Source organism: Microbacterium sp. LMI1x-1-1.1, assembly GCF_040676205.1.
Lineage (GTDB): Bacteria > Actinomycetota > Actinomycetes > Actinomycetales > Microbacteriaceae > Microbacterium > Microbacterium aquilitoris.
This window is the reverse complement of sequence record NZ_JBEGHM010000002.1, coordinates 1053208-1073128: the sequence shown is the minus strand read 5'-3', so window position 1 is coordinate 1073128 and position 19921 is coordinate 1053208. Positions and strand designations below refer to the sequence as shown.

Sequence of the window (19921 nt, the reverse complement as noted above, 5' to 3'; positions counted from 1 at the left end):
TGGAGGGGATGACGGGAATCGAACCCGCGTAATCAGTTTGGAAGACTGAGGCTCTACCATTGAGCTACATCCCCGTCGACGCTGAGGACAGCGCCTCGACGAGTGTAGCGGACATGGTCGGCTAGACTTACCAACGGCCGTTTTTCGGCGCTCGCCAGCGTGCGCGCCCGGGGCGTAGCTCAGCTTGGTAGAGCGCCCGCTTTGGGAGCGGGAGGCCGCAGGTTCAAATCCTGTCGCCCCGACAACGGCCCCACGAACCCAGATCACCGAACGGACGCGCGTGTGCGCGGCCGGACAAGGAGAACGACAGGCATGGTCACCAGCACCGTCGAGCAGCTCAGCCCCACCCGGGTGAAGCTCCACATCACGGTCACCCCCGAGGAGCTCAAGCCGAGCATCTCGCACGCGTACGAGCACATCGCTCAGGACGTGCAGATCCCCGGTTTCCGCAAGGGCAAGGTCCCGGCACCGATCATCGACCAGCGCGTCGGTCGCGAGGCCGTCCTCGAGCACGCGGTCAGCGAAGGCCTCGACGTCTTCTACCGCGAGGCCGTGACGGCGAACGACGTCCGCATCGTCGGTCGTCCCGCCGCCGAGATCGTGGAGTGGCCGAGCACGAAGGACTTCTCCGGCGACCTCAAGGTCGAGGTCGAGGTGGACGTCCGCCCCGAGTTCGAGCTTCCCGCCTACGACGACATCACCATCGAGGTCGACGCCGTCGAGACCGATGAGGCTGCGGTGGATGCCGAGCTCGACAAGCTCCGCAGCCGCTTCGGCACGCTCGTGACCGTCGACCGTCCCGCCAAGGCCGGCGACTTCGTCGAGCTCGACCTCGTCGCCACGATCGAGGGCAACGAGATCGACCGCGCCGAGGGCGTCTCCTACGAGGTGGGCTCGGGCGAGCTCCTCGAGGGCATCGACGACGCCATCGAGTCGCTCACCGCCGGCGAGGACACCACGTTCCGTTCGAAGCTCGTCGGCGGCGACCACGCCGGTGAAGAGGCCGAGGTCGCCGTGTCCGTCAAGGCCGTCAAGGAGCGCGAGCTCCCCGAGGCCGACGACGACTTCGCTCAGGTCGCCTCCGAGTTCGACACGATCGGCGAACTCCGCGAGAGCCTCGTCGAGCGCGTCTCGGAGCAGGCCGTCTTCACGCAGGGCTCCGCCGCGCGCGACAAGCTCATCGAGGTCCTCATCGAGAAGGCGGACATCCCCGTTCCCGCCAAGCTCGTCGAGGACGAGGTGCACACCCACCTCGAGGGTGAGGGTCGCCTCGAGGACGACGTCCACCGCGCAGAGGTCACCGAAGCGAGCGAGAAGCAGTTCCGCACGCAGATGATCCTCGACAAGATCGCTGAGAAGCACGAGGTGCAGGTCTCCCAGGAGGAGCTCACCCAGTACCTCATCCAGTCGTCGGCGCAGTACGGCATGTCGCCGCAGGACTTCGTCAACGCCCTGCAGGAGGGCAACCAGATCCCGATGATGGTCGGTGAAGTCGCCCGCAACAAGGCCCTCGCCGTCGCGCTCGGCAAGGTGACCGTCGTCGACGCCAACGGCAAGAAGGTCGACCTGACCGGCTTCGCCGCCGAGGACGACGAGGCTGCAGACGAGGCCACCGAGGCCGCGGACGAGAAGCCCGCCGCCAAGAAGGCCCCCGCGAAGAAGGCTCCGGCCAAGAAGCCCGCCGCGAAGAAGGCGGATGACGCCGACGCCGCCGCGGACGAGCCCGCCGCCAAGAAGGCGCCGGCTCGCAAGCCCGCCGCCAAGAAGGCCGACGCGGATGCCGCAGAGGAGCCCGCGAAGAAGGCTCCCGCCAAGCGCGCCACGAAGAAGGCCGCCGACAGCGAGTGACCCTCATCGACGGGCGGTGGGTGCCTTCGGGCCCCGCCGCCCGTCGTCGTTTCCGGGCATCGTCCACGTCGCCGGAGGCGGTGGATGCCGCCGGTGGTATGCCTACGGCGAACACGGGCGAGACGCTCGGAACGCGCCACTAGATTCGAAGCACGAACACGAATCCAGGAGAGCATCCATGGCTGAACCCCTTATGGCGACCAGTGTCTTCGACCGGCTGCTGAAGGACCGAATCATCTGGCTCGGTTCCGAGGTGCGCGACGAGAACGCGAACGAGATCTGCGCCAAGATCCTGCTGCTCGCGGCCGAGGATTCCGAGAAGGACATCTACCTCTACATCAACTCGCCGGGTGGCTCGATCACCGCGGGTATGGCGATCTACGACACGATGCAGTTCGTGCCCAACGACATCGTCACCGTCGGCATCGGCATGGCCGCCTCGATGGGCCAGCTCCTGCTGACCAGCGGCACCAAGGGCAAGCGTTACATCACGCCCAACGCCCGCGTCCTGCTGCACCAGCCGCACGGCGGCTTCGGCGGCACGTCCAGCGACATCCAGACGCAGGCGCAGCTCATCGTGTCGATGAAGAACCGTCTCGCGGAGATCACCTCCGCCCAGACCGGCAAGTCGGTCGAGCAGATCAACGCCGACGGTGACCGCGACCGCTGGTTCACCGCCGACGAAGCGCTCGAGTACGGCTTCGTCGACCACATCCGCGAACACGCTGCCGACGTCACCGGCGGCGGCGGGACCGAGAACTGAGCGTCGGAGGACAACGCATGAACACCCCCATCTTCGGTCGCGCGCAGAGCGACATGATGCCCTCGAGCCGGTACATCCTGCCGCAGTTCGAGGAGCGCACCGCCTACGGCTACAAGCGCCAGGACCCGTACAATAAGCTGTTCGAAGACCGCGTGATCTTCCTCGGCGTGCAGGTAGACGACGCATCCGCCGACGACGTGATGGCGCAGCTGCTGGTCCTCGAGTCGATGGACCCCGACCGCGACATCATCATGTACATCAATTCGCCCGGTGGTTCGTTCACCGCGATGACGGCGATCTACGACACCATGCAGTACATCTCGCCCCAGGTGTCGACGGTCGTCCTCGGCCAGGCGGCGTCGGCGGCATCCGTCCTGCTCGCGGCCGGTGCGCCCGGCAAGCGGCTCGCCCTGCCGAACGCCCGCATCCTGATGCACCAGCCCGCCGTCGGCGAGTCCGGTCACGGTCAGGCGTCCGACATCGAGATCCAGGCGGCGGAGATCCTCCGCATGCGGACCTGGCTCGAAGAGACGATGGCTCACCACACGAACCGCTCCGTCGAGCAGGTCAACAAGGACATCGATCGCGACAAGATCCTCTCCGCGCAGGAAGCGCTGGAGTACGGGATCGTCGACCAGGTGCTCACGTCCCGCAAGCGCACGCCCGCGGCCATCACGGCCTGAGGTCTGTCAGACGATGCCCCGCCGACCCGTCGGCGGGGCATCGTCGTCCACACCCGTGTCGCAATCCGCCCGGTGTCCGGATCTGCGGTTAGGCTCGACTGCACCGGCCTGAATCCTGAGGGGGAACACCATGGCACGCATCGGTGAGAGCGCCGACCTGTTCAAGTGTTCCTTCTGCGGCAAGAGCCAGAAGCAGGTCCAGCAGCTGATCGCCGGTCCCGGCGTGTACATCTGCGACGAGTGCGTCGAACTCTGCAACGAGATCATCGAAGAGCGGATGGCGGAGTCCGGTGACGGCGAGGTCAAGGACTTCGACCTCCCGAAGCCGCGCGAGATCTTCAGCTTCCTCGAGGAGTACGTCGTCGGGCAGGACCCCGCCAAGCGGGCACTCGCGGTCGCCGTCTACAACCACTACAAGCGTGTCCGCGCTCGCAGCACGATCCAGTCCGCAGAGCAGCGGGCAGACGAGATCGAGATCGCCAAGAGCAACATCCTGCTGCTGGGTCCGACCGGTTGCGGCAAGACGTATCTCGCGCAGACCCTCGCGAAGCGTCTGAACGTCCCCTTCGCGGTCGCGGATGCCACGGCTCTCACCGAGGCCGGCTACGTCGGCGAGGACGTCGAGAACATCCTGCTCAAGCTCCTGCAGGCCGCTGACTTCGACGTGAAGCGCGCTGAGACCGGCATCATCTACATCGATGAGGTCGACAAGATCGCCCGCAAGGCCGAGAATCCGTCGATCACCCGCGACGTGTCGGGCGAGGGCGTGCAGCAGGCGCTCCTGAAGATCCTCGAGGGCACCGTCGCCTCCGTGCCGCCGCAGGGCGGCCGCAAGCACCCGCATCAGGAGTTCATCCAGATCGATACGACGAACGTCCTGTTCATCGTCGCCGGCGCCTTCGCAGGCCTCGAGGACATCATCTCCTCGCGTGTGGGCAAGCACGGTGTCGGCTTCGGCGCTCCGCTGCAGGACAAGGAGCAGGAGCTCGACGTCTTCCGCGACGTGCTCCCCGAGGACCTCCACAAGTTCGGTCTGATCCCCGAGTTCATCGGCCGTCTGCCGGTCGTGACGACGGTGTCGCCGCTGGACCAGAGCGCGCTCATCGAGATCCTGACCGGACCCAAGAACGCCTTCGTGAAGCAGTACCAGCGCATGTTCGAGCTCGACGGCGTCGAGCTCGAGTTCGAGGAGGAGGCGCTCCGCGCGATCGCCGACCTCGCCGTCGCGCGCAAGACCGGCGCTCGCGGACTCCGGGCCATCCTCGAAGACGTGCTCGGTCCGATCATGTTCGAGATCCCCTCGGCGGAGGACGTCGACAAGGTGATCGTCACGCGGGCGGCCGTCGAAGAGGGGGCACCGCCCACGCTCGTCCTGCGGCAGAAGCGCAAGAGCGCCTGACCACCGGCATCCGATATCGAAAAGGGCGCCGCCTCCGGAGGGAGGCGGCGCCCTTTTCGTCCGGGCTCAGCCGGTGAGACCGCGCCGCTGGAGCAGGGGCTCGATCCGCGCATCGCGTCCGCGGAAGTCGCGGTAGGCCTCGAGCGGGTCCTTCGACCCGCCGACGCCCAGCAGCCGGGTGCGGAATCGATCGCCGTTCTCGCGCGTCAGGCCGCCGTTCTCGCGGAACCACTCCACCGTGTCGGCGTCGAGGACCTCGCTCCAGATGTAGGAGTAGTAGCCCGCGCTGTAGCCGCCCGAGAAGATGTGCGCGAAGTAGGTCGACGAGTACCGGGTCGGAACGGCAGGGTTGTCGAGACCGATGTCGGCCAGCGCCGTGGCCTCGAACGCGTCGACGTCGATGGCGACGGCGGTGTCCTCGCCATCCAGACTGTGCCAGGCCTGATCGATCCAGGAAGCGGCCAGGTACTCGCTCGTCGCGAAGCCCTGATTGAACGCCTCGGACTCGCGGAGCTTCTGGACGACGTCGGCGGGGAGCGGCTCGTCGGTGTCGACGTGGCGTGCGTAGGACGCGAGCACCTCGGGCCAGAAGATCCACATCTCGTTGACCTGGCTGGGGAACTCCACGAAGTCGCGGAACACCGAGGTGCCGGCGAAGTGCGGATACGTGACGGTGGCGAAGAGTCCGTGCAGCGCATGGCCGAACTCGTGGAACAGCGTCGTCACCTCGTCGAGGGTCAGGAGCGTGGGGCTGCCGGGAGCGGGCTGGGGCACATTGAGATTGTTGATGACGATCGGCGCCGTGCCGCGCAGTGCGGACTGCGACACGATCGAGTTCATCCACGCCCCGCCGCGCTTGGAGTCGCGCGTGTACAGATCGAGGACGTACAGGCCGAGGTGGGAGCCGTCCTCGTTGCGGACCTCGAAGACACGTGCCTCGGGGTGATACCCGGGAAGGTCGGCACGCTCGGTGAACGTGATGCCGTAGAGATCCGTCGCAGCGCGGAACACGCCGTCGACGAGGACGCGTTCGGCTTCGAACCAGGGTCGCAGGGCCGTCCGATCGAGGTCGTACCGTGCGGCTCGCACGCGCTCCGTGTAGAAGGCCCAGTCGTGCGCGGCGAGGGGGAACCCGTCGCCCTCCCTGTCGATGATCTCCTGCAGGGCTGCCTGCTCCCGGCGCGCGTTCTCTGCGGCGGGGACCGCGAGTCGGCGCAGGAGCTCGTGCACCGCTTCGGGGGAGCCGGCGGTCTCGTCGGCGGTGACGTAGGCCGCGTGCGAGTCGTATCCGAGGACCCGAGCACGCTCGGAGCGCAGCCGCACGATCTCGGTGAGCACCTCGCGGTTGTCGTTGGCGTTGCCTCGGCGCCCCCGGGATCGGGATGCCGCCATGAGGCGTTCGCGGCTCGCCCGGGAGGTGAGCGACGAGAGGTACGGGTGCCCCGTGAAGAGGGTGAGCGTGACGACGTACTTGCCCTCGAGGCCCCGCTCGGTGGCATTGCGTGCCGCCGCCGACAGTTCGCCCTCGGTGAGTCCGTCGAGCTCGGCGGCCTCGTCGAAGACCACGGCGAGGTCGTTGGTGTCGGCGAGGAGGTTCTTCTCGAACGTCGTGGTGAGCATGGACAGCTGCTGGTTCAGCTCCGTCAGGACCGTCTTGTCCGCCTCGTCGAGGCCCGCGCCGGCGCCCGTCATCTCGCGGTAGGTGCGCTCTACGAGGTACCGGTTCTCGCCCTCCAGGCCGAGATCGTCGAGGCGGGCATGCACGTCGGCGACCCGCCCGTACAGGCGCGCATCGAGCGTCACGGCGTCGTGGTGAGCGGCCATGAGCGGGGCGAGCTGCTCGTCGATCTCCTGGATCTCGGCCGTCGCGTGGGCGGAGCTCACGGTGTAGAAGATGCGCGCGACTCGCCCGAGGGTCTCGCCGGACCGCTCGAGCGCGACCAGCGTGTTCTCGAACGTCGGCGCGTCGGAGGACGTCGCGATCGCGTCGATCTCGGCGCGGTGCGAGGCGAAGGCCTGCTCGAACGCCGGGAGGTAGTGCTCCGGGCGGATTTTCGGGTAATCCGGCAGGTCGAAGGGGAGGGGAGAGGGGGCGAGGAGCGGGTTGGTCGCGGCATCCGTCATCGTCCCAGCGTACGTCGCCCGCGCGCGCCGCCCGCGCGATCGAGAATGCAAAGGAATGGTTGCAAAGAATCGCTTGCAAAGATAACTTTGTAACATGAGCGAGACACCGATGCGGCGGGCGGACCGCACCCTTGATGCCGGAGCGTTGCGCGCTCTGGCGCATCCGCTCCGCGTGCAGCTCTTCGACATCCTGTCGCAGTACGGGCCGCAGACGGCGAGTTCGCTGGCCGAGCGCACGGGGGAGTCCTCGGGCGCCACCAGCTACCACCTGCGAGCCCTCGCAAAGCAGGACCTGATCCGCGAGATCCCGGAGCGGGGATCCGCCCGGGAGCGGTGGTGGGAGCGGTCCGACAAGTCCGTGTCGTTCGACAGCCCTGAGGCGATGGCCTCACCGGCTGGTCGCTCGGCGACCCAGCTCATCATGAACGAGTTCCTCGGCCGTCGTCAGCAGCAGCTCATGCGGCATGTGACAGAGAGCATCGCCGATCCCGACAAGGGAGACGACGGCACGGCGATCATCTCGACCGCCAACATCCGTCTGACGCCCGATCAGGCGAAGGACATGATCCGGCGACTGTCCGAGATCGTCGACGAGGTCGCCGCTTCCGCGCGCGGCCACGAGGAAGACCCCGACCGCGTGCCGTTCACCGTCCGGGTGGACGCATTCGCACTACCCGAGGACGGAGACGGACGATGACCACGATCACGATCCCCACGCTGGACGTCACCGTCCGGCCCACACGGCTCGAGGCCGCGCTGTGGGCGGCGACGACCTCGGTCCAAGCGGCGGTCGCCGCACGGATGCTGCGTCGCGCCGATCAGGCGCTCGTTCGATCGGCGGCTGAGGAGCGCATCGACGACACGCGTGCCGACGTCGTCGCGCACCTGGCGCATCACCCCCGCGGCTGAGCCGGGCTCAGGACATGCCGTCGTCGTCGAGATGACCGACGACGACCTCACCCTCGCGGTCCACGCGCACGACTACGCCGGTGTCGAGTTCCGCGACCGGGCGGCCCTCCAGCCAGGTGAGGGTCCACCGCGGTCGCGGCTGACCGAGCGGATCCTGATCCACGGATGCGTCGACCGCCGCGATCTGCTCGCGCAGGACCTGCGGCACGGCTGCGGGCGGCTGGTCGCCGCTGGTCCACCGGGTTCCGAGTTGCACGTCAGGCCTCCTGCGGGGTGAGGACGATGTCGCCGACCGACACGGTGTCCCCGGCGGCGTAGGACACCTGCGCGATGCGTCCGACGGCGGCGAGGTCGCCCTCGGCGGAGCGGATCGCGTCGAGGGCCGCATCCGGGCCGGTGATCGTCAACGAGTCGACGGGGGTCTTCTGCGAGGCTTTCGCCTCGGTCTTCGCGCGGCGCACCGAGATGAGCGCCTCGCCGACCGTGCGGAGCACGGCAGGGTCGCCCTCGATGCCCACGGGCACAGGCCACTCAGCGGTGTGCACGGACCCCTCCTCGAACCACGACCACGCCTCTTCGGCGGCGAACGACAGGACGGGCGCCAGCAGGCGCAGCAGCGTCGACAGCGCCATACGGAGGGCGAGCGCGGCCGATGCCTGACCGGAGTCGGCCTGGTTATAGGCGCGCTCCTTCACGAGCTCGAGGTAGTCGTCGCAGAACGTCCAGAAGAACGACTCGGTGATCTCGAGGGCGCGGGCGTGGTCGAACGCGTCGAACGCTTTCGTGGCATCCCGGACGACCTGATCGAGGGTCGCGAGCATCGACGCATCGAGCGCGTGCGTGATGCGGGCGTCCTCGGGCACGGGGAACGAGAGCACGAACTTCGCCGCGTTCAGAACCTTGATCGCCAGGCGACGACCGATCTTCACCTGCGTCGGGTTCTGCGGGTCGAACGCCGCGTCGGCGCCGAGCCGGCTCGAGGCCGCCCAGTATCGGACGGCGTCGGTGCCGTGCGCGTCGAGGATGTCGGCAGGCGTCACGACGTTGCCCTTCGACTTCGACATCTTCTTGCGGTCGGGGTCGACGATGAAGCCCGAGATGGCGGCATCCGTCCACGGCGCACGGCCGTCCTCGAGGACCGAGCGCACCATGGTCGAGAACAGCCACGTGCGGATGATGTCCTGACCCTGCGGGCGGACGTCGAACGGAGCCACGAGGTCCCAGAGCTCGGGGTCGCGCTCCCACCCGCCCGCGAGCTGCGGGGTGAGGGAGGACGTCGCCCAGGTGTCGAAGATGTCGCGCTCGGCGTCGAAGCCGCCGGGCGCGCCGCGCTGGTCCTCGGTGTAGCCGTCGGGCACGTCCGTGGTCGGGTCGACCGGGAGGCGGGAGACATCCGGGGTCAGCACGCGGTCGTAGTCCCGCTCGCCGTTCTCGTCGAGGCCGTACCAGACCGGGATCGGCACACCGAAGAAGCGCTGGCGAGAGACGAGCCAGTCGCCGGTGAGGCCGTTCGTCCAGTTCTCGTAACGGACGCGCATGAAGTCCGGGTGCCAGCCCATGCCGCGGCCCATCTCGATGAGCTTGTCGCGGAGCTCCGCGTCGCGGGCACCGTTGCGGAGGTACCACTGGCGGGTGGAGACGATCTCGAGCGGGCGGTCGCCCTTCTCGTAGAACTTCACGGGGTGGGTGAAGGGCTTCGAGACCTCGAGCAGCTCACCGGACTCCTGCAGCAGCTCGACGATGCGCTTCTTGGCGCTGAACACCGTCTTGCCGGCGAGTTCCGCGTATGCCGCCTTGGCGGCATCCGTCACGAGCACGTCGGGGGCCTCCTCGATGATGCGGCCGTCGCGGCCGAGGATCGTGCGGTTCGGCAGGTCGAGCTCGCGCCACCAGATGATGTCGGTCACGTCGCCGAACGTGCAGATCATCGCGATGCCGGTGCCCTTGTCCTTCACCGCGAGGGGGTGAGGGAGGACCGGCACCTCGACGTCGAACAGCGGCGTGCGCACGGTCGAGCCGAAGTAGGGCTGGTAGCGCTCGTCGTCGGGGTTCGCCACGAGGGCGACGCAGGCGGCCAGCAGCTCGGGACGCGTCGTCTCGATGTGGATGTCGCCCGAGCCGTCGCTCTTGTGGAAGGCGACCCGGTGGTAAGAGGCCTGCTGATCGCGGTCCTCGAGCTCGGCCTGCGCGATGGCCGAGCGGAAGTCGATGTCCCAGAGGGTGGGCGCCATGGCCTGGTACGCCTCACCGCGGTCGAGGTTACGCAGGAACGCGAGCTGGCTCGTGCGGATCGTGTCGTCCGAGATGGTCCGGTACGTCTGCGTCCAGTCGACCGAGAGGCCGAGCTTGCGGAACAGGTCCTCGAACTGCTTCTCGTCCTCTATCGTCAGCTCCTCGCAGAGCTCGATGAAGTTGCGGCGGCTGATCGGGACCTGGTCAGCAGGCTTCAGGCTCTTCGCGTCGCCGCGGAAGGGCGGCGTGAAGTCCGGGTCGTAGGGCAGCGAAGTGTCGCAGCGCACGCCGTAGTAGTTCTGCACGCGGCGTTCGGTCGGCAGACCGTTGTCGTCCCAGCCCATCGGGTAGAACACCGTTTTGCCGCGCATGCGCTCGTAGCGCACCTTGACGTCCGTGTGCGTGTAGCTGAACACGTGACCGATGTGGAGCGATCCGGATGCCGTCGGGGGAGGCGTGTCGATCGAGAAGACGCCCGCGCGCCCCTTGGCCTTGGCCGCGTCGCGGTCGAACAGGTACGTGCCGGCGCCGGACCAGGCGGCATCCCACTTCTGCTCGAGGCCTTCCAGGGCGGGCTTGTCGGGAATGTGCGCGTTCGTCATGGTGATGCTCCTCGAGCGATATGTGCGGCACTGTGTGAGCGTGCCTGAGTGTGGGTGCCGCGCCAGTCTACCGCCGGGGTGCGTGCCGGCTCAGAACGCGGTCTCGATGGTCTTGTTGCCGTCGATGATGTCGCGCACGGGGTCGCTCGTGAAGGCGTCGATGAGGGCCTTCGTGGACGCGGCATCCTTGTCCTCACCGGGGACGACCAGCTGGAGGGCGAAACGGTCGTCGAGCTCGGTCAGCAGGCCGTCGTCCTGAGGGGTGAGGCCGAGCGCGGCGATGTGCGAGGGCCACTGGAAGACGAGGTCCGCCTCGTCGTAGGCGGTGTTGAGCTGGTTGATCTGCAGCTCGAGGAACTGCAGGTCCTTCGGGTTCCCGGCGATGTCGCCGAGCGTCGCGGCGTAGGGGTCGACGCCCTCGGCGAGCGTGATGATCTTCGCGTCGGCGAGCATCTTCAGTGCACGCCCCGTGTTGGACGCATCGTTGGGGATCGCGACGGTGGCGCCCTGGGGGAGGTCGGCGATGTCGTCAAGGGTCTTCGAGTAGAACGCGATCGTGAAGTTGTAGATCGGCTGCACGGCGGTGAGGTCCGCTCCGTTGGCGGCGTTGAACTCCTCCATGTAGGGCTTGTGCTGCGAGAAGTTCGCGTCGATGTCGCCCGCGGCGAGCATCTTGTTGATCGTGACGTAGTCGGCGACCTCGACGAGCTGGATCTTGTAGCTGTCCTCGATCTCGTCGGCCGCGGCTTCGACGATGTCGGTCATCGGCGAGGTCACGGCGCCGACCCGGATGGTCTGGACGTCGCCGCCGCCCTGCGCGGCGGGGGAGGCGCAGCCGGCGAGGAGGGCGACGGCGGCGGCGGTGAGGGCTGCGGCGAGGGTGAGGCGGCGGGGGGACATGGTGCTCCTTGTGGGATGGGGATGGATGCCGGTGGTGAGCCGGAGTCAGCGGTGGTCGAGGCGGACCGAGATCCGCTGGCCGACCGCCTGGATGACGAGGACGATGACGAGGATGACGAGGATCGTGAAGTACATGAGCACGTCGTCGTACTCCTGGTAGCCGTACCGCAGCGCGAAGTCGCCGATGCCGCCGCCACCGACGACTCCGAGCACCGTCGAGTACGAGAGCAGGCTGATGCTCGCCGAGGTCAGCGCGTAGACGAGACCCGGCAGGGCTTCGGGCAGCAGGAAGCGCCAGACCGTCTGCGGGACGGTCGCGCCGAGGGTCTGCGCGACACGGGGGATGCCGGGGCTCACCTCGCGGAGGATCTGCTCCACCAGCCGGCCGTAGACGGCCACGGCGACGACGCAGAGCGAGAACGTCGCCGCGGGCGTCCCGAAGGTCGTGCCGTAGACCGCCCGGGTCACGGGGACGAGGAAGACCACGAGCAGCAGGAACGGAAAGGAGCGGATGACGTTGATCAGGAAGTTCGCGACCGACCAGACGAGGCGCTGGGGGCGGATCCCGCCGGGACGGGTCAGGTAGACGGCGGCGCCGAGGGGCAGGCCGAACACCACCGCGGCAGCGAGCGAGACGCCGAGCATGTAGCCGGTCTCGCCGAGGGCCTCGACGAGGTCGTCGCCGCGCTCGGCGAGCGACGCTCCCAGGGAGGCGAAGACGTCCTCTGTGCCGCTCATGCGCCGAGCTCCCGCCGTGCGCGATCGAGATAGGTCTCGCGCTCGCCGCGTGCCGACGGCGCGACCGCGAGGATGTCGACGAGCCGACCGTCCTCGAACAGGGCGACCCGATCGCAGACGCTGCGGACGACGTCGAGGTCGTGGGTGACGATGACGATCGTCGTCCCGAAGCGGTCCCGCGCGTCGCGGAGCAGGTCGAGGACCTCGCCCGCGGTCGCCGCGTCGAGCGCGGAGGTGGGCTCGTCGCACAGCAGCAACCGGGGCCGGCTCACCAGCGCCCGCGCGATCCCGACCCGCTGGCGCTGCCCGCCGCTGAGCTGCGCGGGGTAGGCATCGGCCCGGTGATCAAGCCCCACGAAGCGCAGCACGTCGTCGACGGCGCTCGCCGTCCGCTCCTGTCGGGGTCGCAGCGCGAGGGCGACCTCGACGTTCTGCCGGACCGTCCGGTTCGACAGCAGGTGGACCCCCTGGAACACGACGCCGATCTCGCGTCGCAGGCGGCGGAGACCGGCGCGGTCGAGGCGGCCGATGTCGGAGCCCAGCACCGCCACGGAGCCTGACGTGGCCGTGACTTCGCCGGTGAGCAGGTTCAGGAGGGTGCTCTTGCCCGCACCGCTCTCGCCGATGATCCCAAGGATCTCGCTCTCGGCGACGGTCAGGTCCACGTCGGCGAGACCCTGCACGCCGCCGGGGTACGCCACGCCCGCACGAGCGAGCTCGACGGGGGACGGGGACAGCACGAAAGGACCTCAAGACGTTGTTGGATGCCGTCCAACTATAGTTCTGCCATGAGCACCAGGTACCGGACCGAGGCGATCAACGACGACGGCGGGACCGGTGTCAGCCGGGTCACGGGCGGCCTGGAGGTCGCGGTGTCGAACCCGCTGAGCCCCGACGCGGACCTGTCGCGGAGCAATCCCGAGCAGTTGCTCGCCCTCGCCTGGGCCACCTGCCTCGACGCCACCCTGCAGGCGATCGTGAAGGGCGCCCAGCGCACGCGGGTGCGCGTCGAGGTCGAGCTCCACGACTCCCCGGAGCGCGGCGGGTACGAGTTCCACGTCACGGCGTTCGTCTCCGCGGAGGGGCGCACGCTCGGCGAGACGGACGAACTCGTCGCGGCCGCGCACGACCGCTGCCCGATCTCGCGCCTGCTGCAGGGGGCGGCGACCGTCGGCATCCGTGCGGAGGACTGGGCCTCCTAGCAGTCCACGGCGAATCCGAGGTGCGGCATGTCGACGCCTCGGTAGTGGGTGACGAAGCGGCGACGGACCGTCATCCCGAGGCGGATGGCGACGTTCATCGACGCGATGTTCGTGTCGCGGACCTTCGCCCACACGGCCGGGGCGTCGAGCGCGCGGAACGCCCAGTCGCGGGACGCCGCCGCTGCCTCGGTCGCGTACCCCCGGCGCCAGTGGGCCGGGCGGAAGAGATACCCGACCTCCAGGACCTCGTCGTCGTCAATGCGCTGCCGGGTGATGCCGCACTGCCCGATCACCTCGCCCGGGGCGTCGGCGAGCTCGACGGCCCAGAGCCCGAACCCGTCCTCCGCATAGCGCTGGAGGTTGCGCTCGAGCCACGCTCGACACTCGGTCTCGGCGAAAGGGCCCTCGTACGCGGTCATCGCGACCGGGTCGGTGAGGATCGTCCGGAGTGCCGGCAGGTCGTCCTCGCCCATGTCGCGGAGGACGAGCCGCGCCGTCCGCAGGGTCACGCGTCCGTCCTCACGTCGATGCCGAGGGATGCCGCGAGCGCGAGCGCATGCGAGGTCGCCTGATCGGCGGTCAGGGTGACGCCCCGCAGCATCCGGACGTCCGTGAAGGAGAGCACGTCCGCGCCGCGCAGGTCGACGTCGCCCGCCTGCCACTCCCTGACGTCCATCTCGTCCACCGACGTCTCCGCGAACCGCATCCGCTCCACGCGGGCGCCGGGGAGATCGAGGGTGCCGATGCGGCATCCGGTCACCTCGACGTCTCGGAGCGTCGCACCGCCCGCCGTCAGGTAGTCGATCCGCACGCCGTCCAAAACGAGACCGTCGCAGCGCGCGCGGGACAGGTCGAGGGTCCCGATCCGCCCGCCGCGGACGACGACCGTCCGCCACGTCCCCTCCCGGGCGATCAGCTCGGCCGTCGACACGGCGTCGAGGACGACGTCGGTGAGGATCGCTCCGGTCAGATCGAGCGTCTGAACGGATGCCGCGGCCACGAGACTCTCGCTGATGCGGGTGTGCGCGGCATCCGTCGTCCCGGGGTCGAGGTCGATGCGCGCCTCGGACGTCTCGCCCGACCGGTGGAGCATCGCGGACGAGAACTCCAGGGGGAGATCCGGATCCGGGATGCGGGGAGGCTCGGGACGGATGCGGGAGCGGGCCATGACGCCAGGCTATGCCGACGGTATGATTGTCCGCATCAGCACCGATCCGGCCATCACCGGGGAGCTCTCGGAAGAACAGCGGTCCGCCGCCCAGTAGAACCGAGCGGGGCAGGCCCGTCATCGCCGCAGGTGAGTGGGTGCACCCGGATCCGGGTCGCACCAAGCGGGGTGGTACCGCGGTCCTCGGATCGTCCTCGCAGGACCAGACCTGCAGGAGCGACATGACCTACCCCCGACCTTCCGCCTTCGGCCCCGCCGCTGACGCCCCCGCGGCCGTCGTCCCGAGCCCGCGGTTCCCCGACCTCGAGCGCGACGTCCTCGCGTTCTGGGAGCAGGACGACACGTTCCGAGCGTCGATCGCGCAGCGCGACGGCGCCGACGAGTGGGTGTTCTACGACGGCCCGCCGTTCGCCAACGGCCTGCCGCACTACGGCCACCTCCTCACCGGTTACGCGAAGGACCTCTTCCCGCGCTTCCAGACGATGCGAGGCAAGAAGGTCGACCGCGTCTTCGGCTGGGACACGCACGGGCTGCCCGCCGAACTCGAGGCGATGAAGCAGCTCGGGATCACCGAGAAGAGCGAGATCGAGGAGATGGGGATCGCCGCCTTCAACGCGAAGGCGCGCTCATCCGTCCTCGAGTACACGCAGGAGTGGGAGAACTACGTCACCCGCCAGGCGCGGTGGGTCGACTTCGAGCGCGGCTACAAGACGCTCGACACCGGGTACATGGAATCCGTCCTCTGGGCCTTCAAGGAGCTGTACGACAAGGACCTCGCCTACGAGGGCCACCGCGTGCTGCCGTACTGCTGGCGCGACGAGACCCCGCTCTCGAACCACGAACTGCGCATGGACGACGACGTCTACAAGATGCGTCAGGACCCGTCCGTGACGGTGACCTTCCCGCTCGTCGGCGCCAAGGCCGAGGCTCTGGGACTCACGGCGGTCCGCGCCCTCGCCTGGACGACGACCCCGTGGACCCTCCCGACCAACCTCGCGCTCGCCGTCGGCCCCGACATCGAGTACGTCGTCCTGCCGGGCGGTCCTGCCGGAGCCGCCGACGTCCACGAGGACGCCCTCGAGGGTCAGTCGCACCGCTACCTGCTGGCCTCCGACCTGCTCGCGAACTACGCGAAGGACCTCGGCTACGCCTCGGCCGACGAGGCCCGCGAGGCGGTCGACCAGACCGTCCGCGGTGCGGACCTCGCCGACGTCGCGTACGACCGGCTCTTCGACTACTACGCCGACGAGGAGACCTGGGGCACCCAGCACGCCTGGCGCATCCTCGTCGACGACTACGTCACCACGACCGACGGCACGGGCATCGTCCACCAGGCCCCGGCCTACGGTGAGGACGACCAGCGCGTGACGGGGGCCGCCGGCATCCCGCTCATCATGAGCCTCGACGACGGAGGACGCTTCCTGCCGCAGGTGACCGACGTCGCCGGCGAGCTGTGGATGGACGCCAACCGTCCGCTCATCCGCCTGCTGAAGGCCGAGGGCCGGCTCCTGCGCGAGGCGTCGTACGAGCACTCGTACCCGCACTGCTGGCGCTGCCGGAACCCCCTCATCTACAAGGCCGTCTCGAGCTGGTTCGTCCGGGTCACCTCGATCAAGGACCGCCTCGTCGAGCTCAACGAGCAGATCACGTGGGCGCCCGAGAACGTCAAGCACGGCCAGTTCGGCAAGTGGCTCGAGGGCGCCCGCGACTGGTCGATCAGCCGCAACCGGTTCTGGGGTTCGCCGATCCCGGTGTGGAAGAGCGACGACCCCGAGTACCCCCGCGTCGACGTCTACGGCTCGCTCGCGGACCTCGAGCGCGACTTCGGCCGGCTGCCCGTGAACGAGGCGGGCGAGGTCGACCTGCATCGGCCGTTCATCGATGACCTGACCCGTCCGAACCCCGACGACCCGACCGGGCAGTCGACGATGCGCCGCATCGAGGACGTCTTCGACGTGTGGTTCGACTCCGGCTCGATGCCGTACGCGCAGGTGCACTACCCGTTCGAGAACCGCGAGTGGTTCGACGAGCACGCCCCCGCCGACTTCATCGTCGAGTACATCGGGCAGACCCGCGGCTGGTTCTACGTCATGCACGTCCTGTCGGGCGCGCTCTTCGACCGCCCGGCGTTCTCGGGCGTCGCCTGCCACGGCATCGTGCTCGGCAGCGACGGTCAGAAGATGTCGAAGTCGCTGCGCAACTACCCGGACGTCAGTGAGGTCTTCGACCGCGACGGCTCCGACGCGATGCGCTGGTTCCTCATGAGCTCGTCGGTCCTGCGCGGCGGCAACCTCGTCGTCACCGAGGAGGGCATCCGCTCGGGCGTCCGCGAGTTCCTGCTGCCGCTGTGGAACGCGTGGTACTTCTTCTCGACGTACGCGAATGCGGCCGGCGGCCAGGACGGTGCCGGCTACGAGGCCGTGCGGCGCACCGACTCGACGAACGTCCTCGACCGCCACATCCTGGCGCTCACGGGCGACCTGGTCCGCGACGTCGCCGCGGACCTCGAGGCCCTCGACTCGACGATGGCGGCGGCGAAGCTCCGCGAGTTCGCCGAGGCGCTGACCAACTGGTACGTCCGTCGCTCGCGCGACCGGTTCTGGGTGGGGGTGGATGCCGCCGACCCGACCACGACGGAGGCGTTCGACACGCTCTACACGGTGCTCGAGACGCTCACCCGCGTCGCGGCTCCGCTCATCCCGCTCGTTTCCGAACGCATCTGGCAGGGTCTCACCGGGGGGCGGAGCGTCCACCTCGAGGACTGGCCGGACGCCGACGAGTTCGCCCCGGCATCCGACATCCGCGAAGCGATGGACACCGTCCGCGAGGTCTCGTCCGTCGCGAACGCGCTGCGCAAGAAGGAGGGCAAGCGCGTGCGTCTGCCGCTCGCGAACCTCACGGTCGCGGTGGGCGGTGCCGACGCGCTCGCGCAGTTCGAGGACATCGTGCGCGACGAGCTCAACGTCAAGGCCGTTCAGGTCGTCGAGCTCACCGACGGCCTGGCCGAGCAGTACGGCATCAGCCAGCGCCTCGCCGTCAACGCGCGTGCGGCGGGTCCGCGCCTCGGCAAGCAGGTCCAGCACGTCATCAAGGGTGCCAAGGCGGGCCTGTGGACCGAGGAGGACGGCGTGGTCGTCGTCGACGGCATCGCGCTCGAACCGGGGGAGTACGACCTCACGCTCGAGGCGGGCGGCGTCGCCGAGGGCACCGCGATCGCGCTCCTGCCGCGAGGCGGGTTCGTCCTGCTCGACACCACGACGACGCCCGAGCTCGAGGCCGAGGGTCTCGCGCGCGACGTCATCCGCGCCGTGCAGGACGCCCGCAAGGCCGCCGGGTTCGAGGTGAGCGACCGCATCGCGCTGCAGCTCACCTTCGACGACGACGGCGACGCCGAGGCGGTCGCGGCGGCGTTCGACGTCGCCGACGTCGCGGGGGAGACCCTCTCGGTCGCCGACCTCGTCGCCACCGCCGACGGCACCGCCCTCCGCGGCGAGGCCTTGCGCTCGAGCCCCGAGCACACGGCATCCGTCCCCGCCGGCACCTACGCGAATGCCGGCTCCTTCACGATCGGCGTGCGCCGGATCGGAGCGACCTCATGAGCGACCGGACACGAGCGGATGCCGTCTACGCGGCGCTCCTGGAACGGCAGGGGGAGCGCTGGGTCGAACCCCGGGTCGAGCGCACCCGTCGCGCGCTGGAACTCCTCGGCGACCCGCAGCGGAGCTACCGCGTCATCCACGTGACGGGCACGAACGGCAAGACCTCGACGAGCCGCATCGCCGAGTCGATCGTCCGGGCCCACGGGCTCCGGACCGGGCTCTTCACCAGCCCGCACCTGCAGCGCTTCACCGAACGGATCATGGTCGACGGCGAGCCCATCGCAGATGCCGCGATCGCGGACGCATGGGATGAGATCGCGCCCATCGTCGCACTCGTCGACGAAGAGCTCGACGGCACGGACGAGCCTCCGCTGACCTTCTTCGAGCTGCTCACCGTGCTCGCCTTCGTCGCGTTCGCCGACGCCCCCGTCGACGTCGCGGTGATCGAAGTGGGCATGGGCGGTGCGTGGGACTCGACGAACACCGCCGACGGCGACGTCGCGGTGTTCGCGCCGATCGACATCGACCACGCCGACAAGCTCGGCGACACGATCGGCGAGATCGCCACAGTGAAGTCCGGCATCATCAAGCCGAACGCCGCCGTGGTGTCTGCGGCCCAGCAGACCGCGGCGCTCAGCGTGCTGACGACGGCGGCTCGGGCTCAGGGCGCGTCCTTGGCCGTCGAGGGGGAGCAGTTCGGCCTGCTCGACCAGAAGCTCGCCGTCGGCGGTCAGCTGCTGACGGTCCGCGGGCTCGCGGCCACGTACGACGAGCTCTACCTGCCGCTGTACGGCGCGCACCAGGGCCACAACGCCGCGCTGGCGATCGCGGCCGTCGAGTCGCTCATCGGGGGAGCGTCGCAGCCCATCGCCGCCGACGTGCTCGCCGACGGCCTCGGCAACGTGACCTCGCCCGGACGTCTTCAGCTCGTCGGCATCGCGCCCACCGTCCTCGTCGACAGTGCGCACAACCCGCACGGTGCCCGCTCGCTGGTCGCAGCCCTGGGGGACTCGTTCGACTTCGACGACTGGGGTCTCGTGCTCGGCGCCTTCGCCGACAAGGACGTCGCCGGGATCGTCCAGACGCTCGCCCCCGCGGTCGCGCACGTGTTCGCGACCGCTCCCGAGTCCGACCGCGCGGAGGAGCCGGATGCCGTCGCCGACCTCGTCGAGCAGACCGAGACGCCCGTCACGGTCCACCGCGACCTCGCCGAGGCAGCCGAGGCCGCCCGCGCGTGGGCGGCGGAATCCGACCGGCGCGCGGTGGTCATCGCCGGCAGCGTCGTGCTCGCCGGCGAGGCGGTCGTCCTCGCCGAGGCGGAGGACTGGAAGTCGGGGTACCGATCGTGAGCAGGTCACCGCGTCAGCCCCGTCCGCGCCGCCAGCGCGGCGCGCGCGAGTCGCTCCTGTCGGTGATCCTCGGCTTCGAGTCCATCGTCGCCTTCCTCGCGGGCCTGTCGGTCTACGGGCTCCGTGCGCTTCCGCAGGGGGTCGAGCCGTGGTGGGGGATCGTGGGTGGTGTCACCCTCGGCATCCTGATGATCGTCGTCAGTGCGTTCACCCGTTATCGCGCGGGAGTCATCGCCGGCGGACTGCTGCAGGTCGTCGTCGCCCTGGGTGCGTTCCTCGTGCCGGCCGTCCTGATCGCGGCCGCCGTTTTCGGCGCGTTGTACGTGTATGGCACCATCAAGGGCGGCGCGCTCGACGAGCGCAACGCCACACTCGCCGCCGAGGCGGAGAAGAACGGAGACTGAC

The 19921-nt window shown here is 69.1% G+C and carries 18 protein-coding genes and 2 tRNA genes; 11 read left to right on the top strand and 9 right to left on the bottom strand.

Annotated features, from left to right (window positions below; translation table 11 throughout):
- A tRNA-Gly gene (locus MRBLMI1x_RS12990) sits at nt 1-74 on the bottom strand.
- Between the two features lie 94 nt (nt 75-168).
- On the opposite strand from MRBLMI1x_RS12990, the gene MRBLMI1x_RS12985 reads away from it, so the two are divergent.
- From MRBLMI1x_RS12985 to clpX, 5 genes are all read left to right on the top strand, one after another.
- Nucleotides 169-242: transfer RNA gene (locus MRBLMI1x_RS12985), tRNA-Pro, on the top strand.
- 70 nt (nt 243-312) lie between these two features.
- Nucleotides 313-1848: a trigger factor gene (tig, locus tag MRBLMI1x_RS12980; protein WP_363459216.1), complete on the top strand. Its 1536-nt coding sequence runs from the start codon at nt 313-315 to the stop codon at nt 1846-1848.
- Nucleotides 1778-2611 (top strand): ATP-dependent Clp protease proteolytic subunit, encoded by an 834-nt coding sequence (locus tag MRBLMI1x_RS12975; RefSeq protein ID WP_363459214.1) that lies wholly within the window; start codon nt 1778-1780, stop codon nt 2609-2611. The genes tig and MRBLMI1x_RS12975 overlap by 71 nt, the downstream gene beginning before the upstream one ends.
- 17 nt (nt 2612-2628) lie before the next feature.
- The gene (locus MRBLMI1x_RS12970) at nt 2629-3294 is read left to right on the top strand and encodes an ATP-dependent Clp protease proteolytic subunit (RefSeq protein ID WP_018186570.1); all 666 of its coding nucleotides are present in this window, start codon (nt 2629-2631) and stop codon (nt 3292-3294) included.
- Nucleotides 3295-3424: 130 nt separating this feature from the next.
- Nucleotides 3425-4693, top strand: coding sequence for an ATP-dependent Clp protease ATP-binding subunit ClpX (clpX, locus tag MRBLMI1x_RS12965; protein ID WP_311870529.1), 1269 nt, complete (start codon nt 3425-3427; stop codon nt 4691-4693).
- 66 nt (nt 4694-4759) lie between these two features.
- Here clpX and MRBLMI1x_RS12960 read toward each other — a convergent pair whose 3' ends face one another.
- The gene (locus tag MRBLMI1x_RS12960; protein WP_363459211.1) at nt 4760-6817 is read right to left on the bottom strand and encodes a M3 family metallopeptidase; all 2058 of its coding nucleotides are present in this window, start codon (nt 6815-6817) and stop codon (nt 4760-4762) included.
- A gap of 94 nt (nt 6818-6911) precedes the next feature.
- Between MRBLMI1x_RS12960 and MRBLMI1x_RS12955 the strand changes: the two genes are divergently transcribed.
- Together MRBLMI1x_RS12955 and MRBLMI1x_RS12950 are read left to right on the top strand one after the other, a co-directional pair.
- A complete protein-coding gene (locus MRBLMI1x_RS12955) occupies nt 6912-7514 on the top strand; it encodes a winged helix-turn-helix domain-containing protein (RefSeq protein ID WP_026302839.1) in 603 nt (200 codons plus the stop codon).
- Complete coding sequence (locus tag MRBLMI1x_RS12950) at nt 7511-7726, top strand: hypothetical protein (protein WP_018186574.1); 216 nt, start codon at nt 7511-7513, stop codon at nt 7724-7726. The genes MRBLMI1x_RS12955 and MRBLMI1x_RS12950 overlap by 4 nt, the downstream gene beginning before the upstream one ends.
- Nucleotides 7727-7733: 7 nt before the next feature.
- Here the strand turns inward: MRBLMI1x_RS12950 and MRBLMI1x_RS12945 are convergent, their stop codons facing one another.
- From MRBLMI1x_RS12945 to MRBLMI1x_RS12925, 5 genes are all read right to left on the bottom strand, one after another.
- On the bottom strand, nt 7734-7982 hold the full coding sequence (locus tag MRBLMI1x_RS12945; protein ID WP_018186575.1) for a hypothetical protein: 249 nt from the start codon (nt 7980-7982) through the stop codon (nt 7734-7736).
- A gap of 1 nt (nt 7983) precedes the next feature.
- Nucleotides 7984-10560 (bottom strand): valine--tRNA ligase, encoded by a 2577-nt coding sequence (gene valS, locus MRBLMI1x_RS12940; RefSeq protein WP_363459208.1) that lies wholly within the window; start codon nt 10558-10560, stop codon nt 7984-7986.
- Between the two features lie 90 nt (nt 10561-10650).
- Nucleotides 10651-11460: a MetQ/NlpA family ABC transporter substrate-binding protein gene (locus MRBLMI1x_RS12935; protein WP_363459206.1), complete on the bottom strand. Its 810-nt coding sequence runs from the start codon at nt 11458-11460 to the stop codon at nt 10651-10653.
- A gap of 45 nt (nt 11461-11505) precedes the next feature.
- Complete coding sequence (locus MRBLMI1x_RS12930) at nt 11506-12198, bottom strand: methionine ABC transporter permease (RefSeq protein WP_363459204.1); 693 nt, start codon at nt 12196-12198, stop codon at nt 11506-11508.
- The gene (locus tag MRBLMI1x_RS12925; protein WP_363459202.1) at nt 12195-12938 is read right to left on the bottom strand and encodes a methionine ABC transporter ATP-binding protein; all 744 of its coding nucleotides are present in this window, start codon (nt 12936-12938) and stop codon (nt 12195-12197) included. The genes MRBLMI1x_RS12930 and MRBLMI1x_RS12925 overlap by 4 nt, the downstream gene beginning before the upstream one ends.
- A gap of 48 nt (nt 12939-12986) precedes the next feature.
- Between MRBLMI1x_RS12925 and MRBLMI1x_RS12920 the strand changes: the two genes are divergently transcribed.
- Nucleotides 12987-13400 carry an OsmC family protein gene (locus tag MRBLMI1x_RS12920; RefSeq protein ID WP_018186581.1) on the top strand — a complete coding sequence of 138 codons (414 nt, stop codon included), beginning with the start codon at nt 12987-12989 and terminating at the stop codon, nt 13398-13400.
- Here MRBLMI1x_RS12920 and MRBLMI1x_RS12915 read toward each other — a convergent pair.
- Both MRBLMI1x_RS12915 and MRBLMI1x_RS12910 read right to left on the bottom strand, forming a co-directional pair.
- Complete coding sequence (locus tag MRBLMI1x_RS12915) at nt 13397-13909, bottom strand: GNAT family N-acetyltransferase (RefSeq protein WP_363459200.1); 513 nt, start codon at nt 13907-13909, stop codon at nt 13397-13399. The two genes, MRBLMI1x_RS12920 and MRBLMI1x_RS12915, sit on opposite strands and share 4 nt — an antisense overlap.
- Entirely contained in the window at nt 13906-14568 is a 663-nt protein-coding gene (locus tag MRBLMI1x_RS12910; RefSeq protein ID WP_363459198.1) for a hypothetical protein, read from the bottom strand. Before MRBLMI1x_RS12910 ends, MRBLMI1x_RS12915 begins: the two co-directional genes overlap by 4 nt.
- A 221-nt stretch (nt 14569-14789) precedes the next feature.
- On the opposite strand from MRBLMI1x_RS12910, the gene ileS reads away from it, so the two are divergent.
- The 3 genes from ileS to MRBLMI1x_RS12895 are packed head-to-tail and all read left to right on the top strand — an operon-like array spanning nt 14790 to nt 19920.
- Complete coding sequence (gene ileS / locus MRBLMI1x_RS12905) at nt 14790-18167, top strand: isoleucine--tRNA ligase (protein WP_363459196.1); 3378 nt, start codon at nt 14790-14792, stop codon at nt 18165-18167.
- Nucleotides 18164-19516: a bifunctional folylpolyglutamate synthase/dihydrofolate synthase gene (locus MRBLMI1x_RS12900; protein ID WP_018186586.1), complete on the top strand. Its 1353-nt coding sequence runs from the start codon at nt 18164-18166 to the stop codon at nt 19514-19516. Before ileS ends, MRBLMI1x_RS12900 begins: the two co-directional genes overlap by 4 nt.
- Nucleotides 19513-19920 (top strand): DUF4233 domain-containing protein, encoded by a 408-nt coding sequence (locus MRBLMI1x_RS12895; RefSeq protein ID WP_363459193.1) that lies wholly within the window; start codon nt 19513-19515, stop codon nt 19918-19920. Before MRBLMI1x_RS12900 ends, MRBLMI1x_RS12895 begins: the two co-directional genes overlap by 4 nt.
- Nucleotide 19921: the final 1 nt, after the last annotated feature.

What these genes read in the sequence shown, in the direction of transcription:
- MRBLMI1x_RS12975 (WP_363459214.1), top strand. Translation starts at nt 1,778, where the DNA reads ATGCCGCAGAGGAGCCCGCGAAGAAGGCTCCCGCCAAGCGCGCCACGA.
- clpX (WP_311870529.1), top strand. Translation starts at nt 3,425, where the DNA reads ATGGCACGCATCGGTGAGAGCGCCGACCTGTTCAAGTGTTCCTTCTGC.
- MRBLMI1x_RS12935 (WP_363459206.1), bottom strand. Translation starts at nt 11,460, where the DNA reads ATGTCCCCCCGCCGCCTCACCCTCGCCGCAGCCCTCACCGCCGCCGCC.
- MRBLMI1x_RS12900 (WP_018186586.1), top strand. Translation starts at nt 18,164, where the DNA reads ATGAGCGACCGGACACGAGCGGATGCCGTCTACGCGGCGCTCCTGGAA.
- valS (WP_363459208.1), bottom strand. Translation starts at nt 10,560, where the DNA reads ATGACGAACGCGCACATTCCCGACAAGCCCGCCCTGGAAGGCCTCGAG.
- tig (WP_363459216.1), top strand. Translation starts at nt 313, where the DNA reads ATGGTCACCAGCACCGTCGAGCAGCTCAGCCCCACCCGGGTGAAGCTC.
- MRBLMI1x_RS12955 (WP_026302839.1), top strand. Translation starts at nt 6,912, where the DNA reads ATGAGCGAGACACCGATGCGGCGGGCGGACCGCACCCTTGATGCCGGA.
- ileS (WP_363459196.1), top strand. Translation starts at nt 14,790, where the DNA reads ATGACCTACCCCCGACCTTCCGCCTTCGGCCCCGCCGCTGACGCCCCC.
- MRBLMI1x_RS12920 (WP_018186581.1), top strand. Translation starts at nt 12,987, where the DNA reads ATGAGCACCAGGTACCGGACCGAGGCGATCAACGACGACGGCGGGACC.
- MRBLMI1x_RS12910 (WP_363459198.1), bottom strand. Translation starts at nt 14,568, where the DNA reads ATGGCCCGCTCCCGCATCCGTCCCGAGCCTCCCCGCATCCCGGATCCG.
- MRBLMI1x_RS12970 (WP_018186570.1), top strand. Translation starts at nt 2,629, where the DNA reads ATGAACACCCCCATCTTCGGTCGCGCGCAGAGCGACATGATGCCCTCG.
- MRBLMI1x_RS12960 (WP_363459211.1), bottom strand. Translation starts at nt 6,817, where the DNA reads ATGACGGATGCCGCGACCAACCCGCTCCTCGCCCCCTCTCCCCTCCCC.
- MRBLMI1x_RS12950 (WP_018186574.1), top strand. Translation starts at nt 7,511, where the DNA reads ATGACCACGATCACGATCCCCACGCTGGACGTCACCGTCCGGCCCACA.
- MRBLMI1x_RS12930 (WP_363459204.1), bottom strand. Translation starts at nt 12,198, where the DNA reads ATGAGCGGCACAGAGGACGTCTTCGCCTCCCTGGGAGCGTCGCTCGCC.